At 73.5% G+C, this 13892-nt stretch carries 10 protein-coding genes; 4 read left to right on the top strand and 6 right to left on the bottom strand.

What is annotated here, in order from left to right; all coding sequences use genetic code 11:
• Window positions 1-137: 137 nt before the first annotated feature.
• Both ACFWA7_RS36310 and ACFWA7_RS36305 read right to left on the bottom strand, forming a co-directional pair.
• On the bottom strand, window positions 138-1499 hold the full coding sequence (locus ACFWA7_RS36310) for a phosphomannomutase/phosphoglucomutase (RefSeq protein ID WP_385549142.1): 1362 nt from the start codon (window positions 1497-1499) through the stop codon (window positions 138-140).
• Window positions 1500-1741: 242 nt separating this feature from the next.
• Window positions 1742-2161 (bottom strand): DUF3499 domain-containing protein, encoded by a 420-nt coding sequence (locus tag ACFWA7_RS36305; protein WP_385549144.1) that lies wholly within the window; start codon window positions 2159-2161, stop codon window positions 1742-1744.
• 273 nt (window positions 2162-2434) lie between these two features.
• On the opposite strand from ACFWA7_RS36305, the gene ACFWA7_RS36300 reads away from it, so the two are divergent.
• Window positions 2435-2905: a metallopeptidase family protein gene (locus tag ACFWA7_RS36300; RefSeq protein ID WP_385549147.1), complete on the top strand. Its 471-nt coding sequence runs from the start codon at window positions 2435-2437 to the stop codon at window positions 2903-2905.
• Window positions 2906-2979: 74 nt separating this feature from the next.
• Here the strand turns inward: ACFWA7_RS36300 and ACFWA7_RS36295 are convergent, their stop codons facing one another.
• The 3 genes from ACFWA7_RS36295 to ACFWA7_RS36285 all read right to left on the bottom strand — a co-directional run bounded on the left by ACFWA7_RS36295 (window position 2980) and on the right by ACFWA7_RS36285 (window position 8791).
• Window positions 2980-4557, bottom strand: coding sequence for a DUF5719 family protein (locus ACFWA7_RS36295; protein WP_385827346.1), 1578 nt, complete (start codon window positions 4555-4557; stop codon window positions 2980-2982).
• The gene (locus tag ACFWA7_RS36290) at window positions 4554-8339 is read right to left on the bottom strand and encodes a glycosyltransferase family 2 protein (protein ID WP_385827343.1); all 3786 of its coding nucleotides are present in this window, start codon (window positions 8337-8339) and stop codon (window positions 4554-4556) included. The genes ACFWA7_RS36295 and ACFWA7_RS36290 overlap by 4 nt, the downstream gene beginning before the upstream one ends.
• Before the next feature lie 188 nt (window positions 8340-8527).
• Window positions 8528-8791: a WhiB family transcriptional regulator gene (locus tag ACFWA7_RS36285; RefSeq protein ID WP_067159810.1), complete on the bottom strand. Its 264-nt coding sequence runs from the start codon at window positions 8789-8791 to the stop codon at window positions 8528-8530.
• A gap of 669 nt (window positions 8792-9460) precedes the next feature.
• On the opposite strand from ACFWA7_RS36285, the gene ACFWA7_RS36280 reads away from it, so the two are divergent.
• From ACFWA7_RS36280 to ACFWA7_RS36270, 3 genes are read left to right on the top strand one after another with little or no spacing between them, the layout of a single operon-like run.
• Entirely contained in the window at window positions 9461-10000 is a 540-nt protein-coding gene (locus tag ACFWA7_RS36280) for a cysteine dioxygenase (RefSeq protein ID WP_385827341.1), read from the top strand.
• A 12-nt stretch (window positions 10001-10012) separates the two neighbouring features.
• Window positions 10013-10969, top strand: a complete 957-nt coding sequence (gene cofD / locus ACFWA7_RS36275) for a 2-phospho-L-lactate transferase (protein ID WP_385827339.1) — start codon at window positions 10013-10015, stop codon at window positions 10967-10969.
• On the top strand, window positions 10966-12285 hold the full coding sequence (locus ACFWA7_RS36270; RefSeq protein WP_385827337.1) for a coenzyme F420-0:L-glutamate ligase: 1320 nt from the start codon (window positions 10966-10968) through the stop codon (window positions 12283-12285). The genes cofD and ACFWA7_RS36270 overlap by 4 nt, the downstream gene beginning before the upstream one ends.
• 77 nt (window positions 12286-12362) lie before the next feature.
• Here the strand turns inward: ACFWA7_RS36270 and ACFWA7_RS36265 are convergent, their stop codons facing one another.
• Window positions 12363-13376, bottom strand: coding sequence for a DNA-3-methyladenine glycosylase family protein (locus tag ACFWA7_RS36265; RefSeq protein WP_385827335.1), 1014 nt, complete (start codon window positions 13374-13376; stop codon window positions 12363-12365).
• Window positions 13377-13892: the final 516 nt, after the last annotated feature.

Genomic DNA, 13892 nt, shown 5'->3' with positions numbered 1-13892 from the left:
GGGGGGGGGGGGGGGGCGGCCCCCCGGGGGGGCGGGGCCGCCGGGGGGGCGGCGCCCCCCCGCCCCGGCCCCGCGGGCCCGCGGGCACCGGCCCCGTGCCGCACGGCCGGAACCGGTCCCGGCCGTCCGGCACGGGATTACGCCCGTACCAGCGCCAGGACCTCGTCCCGCAGCTTCGCCATCGTCGGTTCGTCGCGCGCCTCGACGTTCAGCCGCAGAAGGGGCTCGGTGTTGGAGGGGCGCAGGTTGAACCACCAGTCGGCCGTGGCGACCGTCAGGCCGTCCAGCTCGTCCGTGGTGACGCCCTGCCGCGTCGCGAAGGCCGCGCGGACCGCCTCCGTACGGGCGGTCTGGTCGGTCACCGTCGAGTTGATCTCGCCCGAGCCCGTGTAGCGGTCGTACGACGCCAGCAGGCGGGAGAGCGGGGTCTTCTGGGTGCCCAGGGCGGCCAGGACGTGCAGGGCCGCCAGCATGCCGGTGTCGGCGTTCCAGAAGTCCTTGAAGTAGTAGTGCGCGGAGTGCTCGCCGCCGAAGATCGCGCCCGAACGCGCCATCTCCTGCTTGATGAACGAGTGGCCGACCCGGGTGCGGACCGGGATGCCGCCGTTCTCGCGGACGACCTCCGGGACGGACCAGGACGTGATCAGGTTGTGGATCACCGTGCCGCCCGGGTGCTTGGCCAGCTCACGGGCCGCCACCAGCGCGGTCACGGCGGACGGGGAGACTCCCTCGCCGCGCTCGTCCACCACGAAGCAGCGGTCGGCGTCGCCGTCGAAGGCGATGCCCAGGTCGGCGCCCTCGGCACGGACGCGCTCCTGGAGGTCGACGATGTTGGCGGGGTCGAGGGGGTTGGCCTCGTGGTTGGGGAAGGTGCCGTCGAGCTCGAAGTACATCGGCACCAGCGTCAGCGGCAGACCGTCGAAGACGGTGGGAACCGTGTGGCCGCCCATGCCGTTGCCCGCGTCCACGACGACCTTGAGGGGGCGGATGCCGGCGACGTCGACCAGGGACTTGAGGTGGGCGGCGTAGTCCGCGAGCGTGTCGCGCTCGTCGAGCGTGCCGGTCGTCGCCGCCGCTTCCGGGGCGCCCGACTCCGACCAGGCTTCGACCAGGGCGCGGATGTCGGCCAGGCCCGTGTCCTGGCCGACCGGGGCGGCGCCCGCGCGGCAGAGCTTGATGCCGTTGTACTGGGCCGGGTTGTGGGACGCCGTGAACATGGCGCCGGGCAGGTTCAGCTTCCCGGACGCGTAGTACAGCTGGTCCGTGGAGCACAGCCCGATCAGCGTGACGTCCGCGCCCTGGCGGGCCGCGCCGCGCGCGAACGCCGCCGACAGGCCGGGGGACGAGGGGCGCATGTCATGCCCGACCACGATCGCGTCGGCGCCCACCACCCGTACGAAAGCCGCTCCGAACAACTCGGCCAGGGACTCGTCCCACTGATCCGGCACCACCCCGCGGACGTCGTACGCCTTCACGATCTGCGACAGATCAGCAGCCACGGCCCAACCCTTCTGAAATCATCTGCGGAAACATGCGGCCCCCTGGACCGAGGCTACCGGCTGGGGCTGTCAGGGCTGCCGCGCCTGTGGAGAACGCGATGCCTGTGGAGAACTTCAGGCCTCGTGAGAACTCCAGGCCTATGGAGAACGCGACGCGGTGGAGGACTCCGGAGCGGTCGGCCCGTGAGGGTCGGGGCTCGCACGCCCGGCCCCCGTCCCCTGCGGCCGGTTCGCTCGGCCCGTCAGGGCTCCGGGGAGCGCAGGACTCGGAGGTGGCCTCGGCGGGCGACCTCCCTGGGGTCGGCCGCGCGGGCGCCACCGGCCTGGGCGGCACGTTCGTGCGGACGGGCCGCTTCCCGTACCGCGTTGGCAAGCGCTTCCAGATCGTCACCGCTGGGGCGGCTCGGGGCGGAGGCGTCGGTGAGGCGGACGACCTCCCAGCCACGGGGCGCGGTGAGGCGCTCACTGTGCTCGGCGCACAGGTCATAGCAATGGGGCTCGGCGTAGGTGGCGAGCGGGCCGAGGACTGCGGTCGAGTCCGCGTAGACGTACGTCAGTGTCGCGACGGCAGGGCGGCCGCACGCAGTGCGCGAACAGCGACGTACAGGGCTCACGACGTTGGACGGTACCGCACTCTTGAGCGGGCCGCGACGACTCTCCACCGGGTCACTCCACCGTGTCGCGGTGTGAGCTCGGGCACAGCGGCCCCATGAGCAACTGGGCTGACCTGCACGGGAAGAGGGCCGCACGGCATGTGACCGGACCGATTACGTTCCGTACTTGGGAATCTTCCGGTCAAACGACGCGAAATCCACTGTCCCGTATGGGCCGGTAATCGCTCTCAAGCGAGAGGGAAACGGTCATCACGCGACATGCCGTGGAACGGGCCGCCGCCGCGATCGCACGGCGCTCCGGAGGGCTACGCTGCGTCAGTGATGGACAGTTCCAGTTCCGGCATCGGCTCCGGCCCCGACTCCGTACCGGCCGGCCCGCGGCCCCGCCGCCGCGACCGGCACGGGAGGGGCATGCGCGGACCCGTGGCGCCGCCGCAGGTGCCGCTCTCGGCGAGCCGCGCGGAGAGCTTCCGCGATCTGGTGCGGGACTCGGTGGAGCGGCTGGAGCGCCGCTGGCCGCAGCTGGCCGACGTCGAATTCCTCGTCTCCGACGTGCCGCTGCCCGAGTCCGACGACGACGGGTGGAGCGACGAGGCCGTGCCGCTGGGCCGCGCGCTGCCCGCCTCCAAGGGCTCGCCCGCGCGGATCATCGTCTACCGGCGGCCCGTCGAGATCCGCACCAAGAGCCGGGACGAGCGGGCCCTGCTCGTCCACGAGGTCGTGGTCGAGCAGGTCGCCGAACTCCTCGGTCTCGCACCGGAGTCGGTCGATCCCCGCTACGGACAGGACTGAACGGACAGGACTGAAACGACAGGACTGAAACGACAGGGCTGATCCGACAGGGCTGAACCGAACCGGATCCGTCCTCAGTCGTCCAGTACCGACAGGTCCTGCTTCGCCGCCGGGACCGCCACCGTTCCCTTGTCGTCGGGGAGCGTCTGCACGGTGAACATCGGGATGCCGTCCTGCGGCAGCGCCAGCGTGCGGGAGGCGTAGACGGGGCCGCTGCCCGGCTGGGTCTGGACCGTCAGCGCGTACGAGCCCTTAAGCCCGGACGGGACCGGCGGCTCCACCGCCAGCGTGGTGCCGGCCTTCACGGTGTACGTCTTGGTCTGCGGCTCGCCGCCCTCGGTGCCGGGCGACGCGGTGACCTTGACCGTGGCGGCGGCGGTCGGCGCGGTGAACGCCAGCGTCGAGCCCTTGGCCCGGTTGTCGGCGGCCGTGGACCGGTCGCCGACCGGCGCGGTGGCCGGAATGTATGCGGTCTCCTGCTTGTCACCCGTGCCGCGCACTACGCGCAGCGCCGCCACGATGGGCGTTTTTCCGCCATCCGAAGTCGGGGTGAGCAACAGGGAACCTGCCTCACCCCTCGTGACGTTCTTCAGATCAAAGGACGCCGTCATCCCCGACTTCACGTGGACGGTGTCCAGACCAGCAGGGGTGAAGCTGCCGCCCGCACCGGCCAGCCGCACCTTGAGATCGGCGTCGTCGGCGCCCTTGGCGTACACCACCAGGCGTACGTCGGTGGCGTCGCCCGGGATGCCCGGGAGGACCTGGCTCGCCGCCGGGTCGGCCGACGCGGACAGCCAGTCCGCGCCCGCCTTCGCGTCCGATGCCTGCACGACCGCCCCGACCCGGCCGGAGCGGGTCGTGACGTGAACGGTCAGGTCATCGGCCGCCGCCGAGGTCAACGTTGACAACAGAACAGGGACGCTGGATTTGGCGGGGACCGTAATGCCCTCCCCCACCTCCGACTTGATGACGCCGTCCTTGCCGAACAGCTCGATGTCGGCGACCGCCGCGGTGTCGTCGGGGTTGGTCAGATGGACGTAGTCCTGACGGGTCTTGGCGGTGGAAGAGCCGGGGAACCAGAAGTCGGTGTCGGGTTCGGTGCAGCGGGCGCCGAGCACCGCGCGCGTGTCGCCCGCCGAGACCACCGTGGTCTGCTGCGCCGCCCAGCCGGGCGCGAGCGGGCCGTCGGCGGACCCGGCGAGCGCGGGGGCGTCGGAGCCGTCGGCTGTGGCCGACGCGGGCTTGCCGGGCTCCTTGAGGGTGACGACCGCCTTGTTGGGGTCGGGCTTCTCGGGGGTCTTCCCCTTCTTGCCCTTCTTGTCCTTGTCCTTGTCCGCCTTGTCGGTGGACTTGGCGGGGGCACCGTCGGTGAGCGGGGTGACGGCGGGCTTCAGCACGGCGCTGCCGGCCGTGCCCGCCTTGGCGCCCGCGTCGCCGCTGCCCTTCGGGGTGTACGTGGTGTACGTGGTCTCCGCCAGGTCGGACAGGCTGGGCGCCGGGCACAGCAGGCTGGAGCGCTCGACGGGCAGCCGTGCCGGACCCTTCGCGTCGGCCTTCACCGAGTCGCCGCCCGGCGCGGTGACGGCCGCGAAGCCGGTGACGGCGGCGAGGGCGACGGCGGCCGCGATCAGGGAGAGGGTGCTGCGGTTCACTGGTTGCTCCCGTCGGGGCGGTGCGGCTGCTCGGTGTCGTGGCCCTGGCCGTCAGGGCCCTGGCCGTCAGGGCCCTGGCCGGGGATGCGGCCGCCCTCGCCCTGCCCCTGGCCCGGCGCCTGCTCCCCGCCGTAGCCATAGCCGTAGGGGTCGTACGCGGGCTCCTGCGGCGGGTACTGCTGCTGTTGGTACGGGTCGTACTGCTGGTACTGCTGCTGGTAGGGGTCGTACTGCTGCTGCGGGTACTCGGCGTTGGTGTACGCCGTCTCGTCCCACTGTCCGTAGGACTGCTGCTGCGGCACCTCGGCGTACTGGGCGGTCGCGTACGGGTCGTGCTCGGGGGCCGTGGGCGCGGTGGCCGGCGGGGGCGGGAAGTCCTGGCCGGCCGGGTCTTCGGGCTCCGCCGTCGGCTCGGCGCCGGCGGCCTCGGCCTCGGCCTCCGCCTGGGCGCGCAGGCGGCGGGCCCGGCGGCCCTCGCCGTCCCGGGCCGGGGGCAGCACCGGCTGCTCCTCCTCGGGCAGGTCGTCGTCGATCCGGCGGCGGCGGCCCGGCAGGGCGAGCACGACGAGCACCAGGGCGAGGAGTGACTGGGCCCAGATCCACGCGGTGTGGGTGAAGGGGGCGTCGTAGGTGATGTCCAGGCGGCCGCCGTCGGCGGGGAGTTGGAAGCCCTGGGCCCAGCCGTCGACGGTGGTCTTCTTCAGCGGCTTGCCGTCGAGGGTCGCGGTCCAGCCGGGCGCGGCCCGGTCGGCGAGCCGCAGGACGCGGTCGACCGGACCGGCCGGGATCTTGGTGTGGACGTCGACCGGGTCGGCGGCGACGGCCACCGGCTCGGCGGCGCCGGTCTGCGCCGACCCCGTCTGGGCTCCGGCGGAGGCGGCGGGCGGCACGATGACGGCGCGGGCGACCTGCCGGTCGACGCGCCACAGCGCGCTGCCGTCGAGCTGGCTCAGCCGGCTGAGGCCGGGGGTGGTGTCCAGGACCCGGCCGAAGGCGCGGGGCGCTCCGTCGCGTACCAGCACATAGCGCACGGCGAAGCCGCTGAGCTGGGAGGACTGGTCGGCGCCGGAGCCGGCGACCAGGTTGGCGACGACCTTGTCCAGGCGGGGGTCGCTGCCGCCGGAGGCGGCGAGTTCGGCGTCGCCGAGGCGGCCGCCGGAGCCGCGGACCAGGGTGTAGGAGACCTTGGCGGCCGAGGTGCCGCCCAGGACGAGGGTGCGGGCCTGGTCGCGGGTGCCGCTCTCCTCCGCGACGAACGCGGGCACCTGCACCGGGTCGCGGCGCTCCAGCGGGCCGTCGGCGCCGCTCAGCATCCAGCCGCCCGCCGCGATCAGCGGAGCGACCGCGGCGGCCAGGGCGATCAGTGCGGCGACCGGCTGGCGCCAGCCGAAGCCGTGGGCGGCGACGCGCTCCTTGGCGCCCTCGGCGCCGAGTACGGCGGCGGCGAGCAGGGCGAGGCCGTAGATGAGGGTGGCCGGGCCCGCCCAGTCGCTGTTGTTGGAGAGGGCGGCGAAGAGGAACCCGGTGAGGGCGACGGCCCAGGCGGTGCGGATGGCGAACTCCCGCTCGCCACGCAGCAGTGCGGCGAGCGCGGCCAGCACGAAGCCGACGAGGAGCAGTCCGCCGACGGTCTTGGGGCCGCCGGGGCTCGCGCCGAGCAGGTCGAGCGCGGAGGCCGAGCCCTTGCCGTACTCCAGACCGGCCTCGCGGAAGAAGCCGGACGGGCCGGTGAGCAGCGTCAGCGACCAGGGGGCGAGGATCAGGAGGGGGGTGCCGACGGCGGCGAGGAAACGCAGTCCGTAAGCGGTGATGTCGTCGCGGCGCAGCACCAGGACGACGGCTCCGAGGAGCGCGGCGACGGGCCAGACGACGGGGGTGAACGCCACGGCGACGGTGAGCAGCAGCGCGTACGTCCAGGTCGCGCGCCCGCCCGTCGCCCGACCACCACCCCTCACCGACGCGCTTCGCGCGGCCTCTTCCTGATCGCCGCGGCCCTCGCCGCGGAACCCGGCGGCGGTGACGCCCGCGCGGGCGATCAGCGGCAGGAGTACGGCGAGGACGGCGGTGCCCAGCCGGCCGGTGGCGAGGGCGCCGGTGGCGGCGGGCAGGAGGGCGTAGGCGACGGCCGCCCAGGCGCGCAGCAGGCGCGACTCGACGAGGGGCCGCGAGGCGAAGTAGGCGGTGAGTCCGGCCAGCGGGACCGAGCAGACGAGCAGCAGGGTCAGGGCGAAGCCGGTGGAGCCGAAGCAGAGGGCGGCGAGGGCGGCGATGGCCGCGAGGTAGGGCGGGGCGGTCTGGGTGCCGCCGGTGCCGATGGGGTGCCAGGCGTCCGCGTAGCGGCCCCACAGGTCGCCGACGCCCGAGGGCGCGGGGAGCAGGGCGCCGCCGGAGAGGGCGCCGCCGCCGAGCAGTTCGCGGCAGGCGGTCAGCGAGATCAGCAGGAGCAGGGCGAACAGGACGGGCGCGGGTTTGCGGGCGATCTTCTTCAGCCGCGCGAACTGCTCGATCTCCAGGAAGTCGGCGTCGTCTCCGCCGGGCCCGGACTCGACGGCGCCGTGCCGGGAGCCGCCGGTGTCCTCGGCCCCGGCGCCGAGGCCGGCGGCGACCTGTTCGACGGTGGCGCGGACGGTGGCGCCGGGCGGCGGGAAGAGCGGCCGCAGCTCGCTCGCCTCCACCCCGCTCCTGCCGCGCCTGCGCCGTCCGGCGAGGATCCGGCCGGGCCGAAGCAGGGTCGCGGACAGGCCCATGATCTCGTCGACGGCCTGGCCGGGCGCCTTGCCCACCAGATAGGCGAGGGTGCGCAGTACGGTGCCGACGACGATGCGCAGGAACACGTACGGCAGCGCGGCGGGGCGCGAGTTGACGAGCATCGTGTAGACGGCGCCCGCCTTGTCGACCCGGTGCGGGTCGACGGCGGAGCGGCCCGCGCAGTCGACGGTCCGGCGCTCGCGGGCGGCGGCCTCGGCGTGCCGGACGACGGCTTCGGGGGCGACGAGGACGGAGTGCCCGGCGGCGTGCGCGCGCCAGCACAGGTCGACGTCGTCGCGCATCAGCGGCAGCCGCCGGTCGAAGCCGCCGAGCTCCTCCCACACATCGCGGCGGATCAGCATGCCGGCGGAGGACACGGACAGGACCGGGCGGACCTGGTCGTGCTGGCCCTGGTCCTGCTCGCGCCGGTCCAGGCCGGTCCAGCGGCGGCCGCTGCGGGCGATGGAGACGCCCACTTCGAGCAGCTGCTTGCGGTCGTACCAGCCGCGCAGTTTGGGGCCGACGATCGCGGTGTGGGCGTCGGAGTCGGCGACGCGCAGCAGTTCGGCGAGGGCGTCGGGCGCGGGGGCGCAGTCGTCGTGCAGCAGCCAGAGCCACTGGACGGGCTCGCCGTGCGGCAGTTCGGGCAGGTCGTAGGTGTCGTCGCGCCAGCTGCGCGAGACGGGGTCCCAGCCGCTGGGGCGCTTCAGGTACGGGAGCTCCTCCGGGCCGAGCACCCCCGCGGAGCGGACGGCCTCGTCGACGGCGGCGCCGAAGCCGGTGCGGCGCGCGAGGTGCAGGACGCGGTCGGCGCCCAGGGCCTCGGTGACCAGGCGGGCGGAGTCGTCGGCGCTGCCGGTGTCGGCCGCGTACGCGCTCTGTACGGGGCGTTCCTGGCCGAGCAGGCCGGCGAGGGCGTCGGGCAGCCAGCGCGCGCCGTCGTGCGTGACGAGCACGGCGGTGACGACGTGTCTGGGGAACTCGGGGGTCGCGGCCTCGGAGTACGGGGCAGTCGACTGGCTGTGCACGGACATCGAGGTACGGGCCCCTCCGGCCGGGGTCCGGGGGTTGGGGGCCCCGGAGGCTGCTGTGCTGACTGGCAGCGCCCCACACTAATGGCTGGGGAACGCGGCAGTCCGCCGCCTGCGGAGGCCGGGTGGAGCCGGAGGGGGCCCGGACGGGGTCCGGAGGGGGTCCGGAGGGGGCAAAACCCCCGAAAAAACTAGACCGCCGCCTTCTTCAGGCGACGGCGTTCCCGTTCGGACAGTCCGCCCCAGATGCCGAATCGTTCGTCATTCGCGAGGGCGTATTCGAGGCACTCGGAGCGGACTTCACAGGCGAGGCAGACCTTCTTGGCCTCCCGGGTGGAGCCGCCCTTCTCGGGAAAGAAGGACTCGGGGTCGGTCTGGGCGCACAGCGCGCGCTCCTGCCAGCCGAGTTCTTCGTCCACATCGTCGACCAGCAGCTCCTGGAACACCTCGGTCATGTGCACCCCTCGTCTGTCTTTGCTGCCCCGTGATGCTGCCGTTACCGATTTCGGGCGAACGACACGAGTGAAATTACAAGTGTGTGGATCCGGGCCAGTCAAGCCGAGATCTGCTATTGGGCCCCGTATTCACTCTGCGGAACCAAAGCTATACGGAAAGTGTTCAAATCGGCAAAAACCATGACACACACCAATGGCTCAATCGCTCCCCCCTCACCTGCCCAGAGAAGACGAGTCGAATATCGATCTTGTTGCGTCCGGGTGGCGGAAGCGACTGGGATCACAGTCCGGTCACGAGGACACGACGGCGTTTGCGCACCCGGTTGCAGCGCCACATCTCCGGCGGCGACTGTGCACAAACCTTTCTCCGTGCGCAGTAACCGGATGAGGTGAAACATTGCGGCCAAATCGGGTATTGAGTTGACAGCTCGGCTCTTCTTGGTCACCTTTGATTGCATGCCAGCGACCACAGCGCTCTTCGCGACCCACCTCCGTGGGTTCCGCAGTGCTGTCCAGGCGCGCTGTTGCTGTTCCAGCTGTTGATGCCGTAGCGCTCCAGCCTTCTCCGCGTCTTCCCGGCCCTTCGGGCCGCTCGCGCACCCACGCGCACACGCCCTCGCGACACCCCCGCACTGCTTCCTGAGTTACTGCCGAGGAACCACCGCACCCATGAACAGCGACAGCGACCTTCAGATCGCCGGCGACCTCCTTGAGGTCCTGCACCTCCTCCAGCCCGCCCGCGAGCACCCGAGCACCGTCGCCGACTTCGTCGGCCTGGCCCGCTCCCTCGCGGCCGACCGCGCCCAGTGGGAGCCGCTCGTCCAGTACGACGCGACCAGCCGCTGGTACCACCGGCTGCGCACAGTTCCCCAAGCTCTCGGCTCCGCTCAAGACGGGGAGGCCCCGGTCGGCTACGAGGTCTGGCTGCTGTCCTGGGTGCCCGGGCAGCGCAGCGGGCTGCACGACCACGGCGACTCCTCGGGCGTACTGACCGTGCTCCAGGGCGAGTTGACCGAGCGCACCGAGCGCGGCACCCGCGCCCTGGACGCCGGGGCCCAGCGCGTCTTCGCGCCCGGCTACGTCCACGAGGTCGTCAACGACTCCCTGGAACCGGCCGTCAGCCTGCACATCTACTACCCGGGCCTGACCGACATGCCGATGCACGCCAGCCAGTCCACAGCCGCCGCCGCGGATGTCGTACCCGCCTGACAGACTCTGTACATGCGCATTGTGGTTCTGGCCGGCGGCATCGGTGGTGCCCGTTTTCTGCGCGGCCTCAAGCAGGCCGCGCCGGACGCGGACATCACGGTGATCGGCAACACCGGTGACGACATCCATCTGTTCGGGCTGAAGGTCTGCCCCGACCTCGACACGGTGATGTACACCCTGGGCGGTGGCATCAACGAGGAGCAGGGCTGGGGCAGGACCGACGAGTCCTTCCACGTCAAGGAGGAGCTCGCGGCGTACGGGGTGGGGCCCGAGTGGTTCGGCCTGGGCGACCGCGACTTCGCGACCCACATCGTCCGTACGCAGATGCTCGGCGCGGGCTATCCGCTGAGCGCGGTGACGGAGGCGCTCTGCGCCCGCTGGCAGCCGGGCGTCCGGCTGATCCCGATGTCCGACGACCGGGTCGAGACACATGTGGCTGTCGAGGCCGACGGGGAGCGGAAGGTCATCCACTTCCAGGAGTACTGGGTGAAGCTGCGGGCGTCCCTGGACGCGACGGCCGTGGTGCCGGTCGGGGCCGACCAGGCCAAGCCCGCGCCGGGCGTCCTGGAGGCCATCGCCGCCGCCGACGTGATCCTCTTCCCGCCGTCCAACCCTGTCGTCAGCGTCGGCACGATCCTGGCCGTGCCCGGCATCCGCGAGGCGATCGCGGAGGCGGGCGTCCCGGTGGTCGGGCTCTCCCCGATCGTCGGGGGCGCGCCGGTGCGGGGCATGGCGGACAAGGTGCTGGCCGCCGTCGGCGTCGAGTCGACGGCCGCGGCGGTCGCCGAGCACTACGGGTCGGGGCTCCTCGACGGCTGGCTGGTCGACACGGCCGACCGGGCCGCCGTGGACCGGGTCGAGGCGGCGGGCATCCGCTGCCGCGCGGTCCCGCTGATGATGACGGACCTGGACGCGACGGCGGCGATGGCGCGCGAGGCGCTGACGCTGGCCGAGGAGGTGCGCGCGTGACCACCGACACCACGGGCACCCCTCCCTCGTACCGCGTACGGGCCGTCGGCGGCATACCGGAGGTGCGGGCCGGGGACGATCTCGCGAAGCTCATCGCGGGGGCCGCGCCCGACCTCGTCGACGGGGACGTCCTGCTGGTCACCTCGAAGATCGTCTCCAAGGCGGAGGGGCGGCTCGTCGAGGCGGCCGACCGGGAGGCGGCGATCGACGCCGAGACGGTACGGGTGGTGGCCCGGCGCGGCGCCCTGCGCATCGTCGAGAACCGGCAGGGCCTGATCATGGCCGCCGCCGGGGTCGATGCCTCCAACACCCCGGCCGGGACCGTGCTGTTGCTGCCCGAGGACCCCGACGCCTCGGCCGAGGCGATCCGGTCCGGGATCCGGGCCGCGCTCGGCGTCGAGGTGGGCGTCCTGGTGACGGACACCTTCGGGCGGCCGTGGCGCGCCGGGCTCACCGACGTGGCGATCGGCGCCGCGGGCGTGCGCGTCCTCGACGACCTGCGCGGCGGCACGGACACGCACGGCAACGAGCTCAACACGACCGTCGTGGCCAGCGCCGACGAACTGGCCGCCGCGGGCGACCTGGTCAAGGGCAAGGCCGCCGGGTTCCCGGTCGCGGTGGTCAGCGGCCTGGCGCACCTCGTCTCGGCGGACGCCGAGGGCGGCACCCGGGCGCTGGTGCGGGGCGCGGCCGACGACATGTTCCGCCTGGGCACCTCGGAGGCGATCCGGACGGCGGTGACCCAGCGGCGTACGGTCCGTGCGTTCACCGACGAGCCCGTCGACCCGGGCGCGGTGCGCCGCGCGGTGGCCGCCGCCGTCACGGCCCCGGCGCCGCACCACACCACCCCCTGGCGGTTCGTGCTGCTGGAGTCCGAGGAGTCGCGGGTGCGGCTGCTCGACGCGATGCGGGACGCGTGGATCGCCGACCTGCGGCGCGACGGCAAGTCCGAGGAGTTCCTCGCCAAGCGGGTGCGCCGGGGCCAAGTCCTGCGCGACGCGCCGTACTTGGTGGTCCCCTGCCTGGTGATGGACGGCTCGCACAGCTACGGCGACGCGCGCCGGGACGCGGCCGAGCGCGAGATGTTCGTGGTCGCCACGGGCGCGGGCGTGCAGAACTTCCTGGTGGCGCTTGCGGGCGAGCGGCTCGGCTCGGCGTGGGTGTCGTCCACGATGTTCTGCCGCGATGTCGTACGGGAGGTCCTCGGCCTGCCCGACAGCTGGGACCCGATGGGCGCGGTGGCGGTCGGACACCCGGCCGAGGCGCCGAAGGAGCGGCCGGGGCGGGTGGCGGACGCGTTCATCGAGGTGCGCTGAAGGACCCTGCGGTGCGCTGCGGGAGGTTCCGGGCCAGCCGCTGATCGGACCGGCCGGACCGGCCGGACCGGCCCCGCCTACAGCGCCCCGAAGTCGCGTGGCGACATCCGGGGCGCGCGGCGGGGCGGGGTGCGGCCGCTGAGGAGGATCAGCCGGGTGGCGCGGTGGCGCTGACCGGCGTACGGGGCGAGGAGCTCCAGCATCGCGGCGTCGTCGGCGGTGCGGTCGCCGGCCAGGGCGTACCCGACGATGCCCGGCAGATGGAGGTCCCCGACGGTGACCAGGTCGGGGGCGCCGATCGCGCGCTGCAGGGTCTCGGCGCTGGTCCAGGGGCCGATGCCGGGAACGAGGTGGAGCCGGGCCGCGGCCTCCTCCGGGGGCAGTGCGGCGGCCTCCTCCAGACGGCCGGCCACGCGTACCGCGCGCAGGATCGTCGACGAGCGCTTGGCGTCCACGCCCGCGCGGTGCCACTCCCAGGACGGGATCAGGGCCCAGGCCTTCGGGTCGGGCATGACGTACATCCGCTCCGGCATACGGTCGCCGGCCGGGCCCGGGGCGGGCTCGCCGTACTTGCGCACCAGCAGCCGCCAGCCGCGGTAGGCCTCGTCCGCGGTGACCTTCTGCTCCAGGATCGATGGGATCAGCGACTCCAGGACCAGGCCGGTCCTGGTCAGCCGCAGGCCGGGCCGGCGCCGGACGGACTCGGCGAGGAGGCGGTGGCGGGGGGCGAACTCCCCGGGTTCGTCCGCGTCCCCGAGGAGCCCCGGGAGGTGCCCGAGCAGCCACTCGGCGCCCGGCCCCCACGCCTCGGCCTCCGCCCTGCCTTCGCGGAGCGCGACGCGGAGGGTGCCGGGGCCGTCGGGGGTGCGGGAGGCTCGCCACACCGAGCCGTCCGGGGTGGTGCGGAAGGTGGGGTCGGCGGGGCCCCTTCGCAGGGGGCCCAGGACGAGGCCGAGGTCCAGGGGGCCGGGCGGGGTGTAGTGGCGGGTGCCGGTGTTCTGGGCGGGGTGGGTGGGGGGTGTGGGTACGTGGAGGTGGCCGCCGCGCACGGTGGTGCGGGTGGGGGTACGGGGGTCGAAGCGGCTTGCCACGCTTTTGAGGTTACTGGTTTCTGTGCCCCACCCCGCCCCTTCCCGAAAGCCCTGGGCGGGCGGCCGGGTGGGGGTGGGGCCCGTCTGCTGGGGGCTGCGCCCCCAGACCCCGTTGCGGGGCTGCGCCCCGGGCCCCGTGTTTGTCTGCGGGTTCGGTGGGGGCTGGTCGCGCAGTTCCCCGCGCCCCTTAGGTAGCTCCGCCCCGTCGGCGTTGGAGGGGCGGGGCCCGTTAGGGGCGCGGGGAACTGCGCGACCAGCCACAGGCGGCCCGCAGACGAGCTGGGTCCGGCCGAAATTCAGCCCCTCCGGCGTGAGAGGAGCGGCGCCCTGGCAAATTCAGCCCCTCCGGCGTGCGGAGCTGGGCCCGGCCAAGAATCAGCCCCTCCGGCGTGAGAGGGGCGGCGCCCTGGCAAATTCAGCCCCTCCGGCGTGCGGAGCTGGGCCCGGCCAAGAATCAGCCCCTCCGGCGTTTGAGGCGCGGGGTCCGGGGCAGAGCCCCGAAGCGGGGACGGGGCG

It is taken from the genome of Streptomyces sp. NPDC059994, assembly GCF_042737755.1.
Classification (GTDB): Bacteria; Actinomycetota; Actinomycetes; order Streptomycetales; family Streptomycetaceae; genus Streptomyces.
Note: the sequence above shows the minus strand (reverse complement) of the source record. Positions and strands in the feature narration are given on the sequence as shown.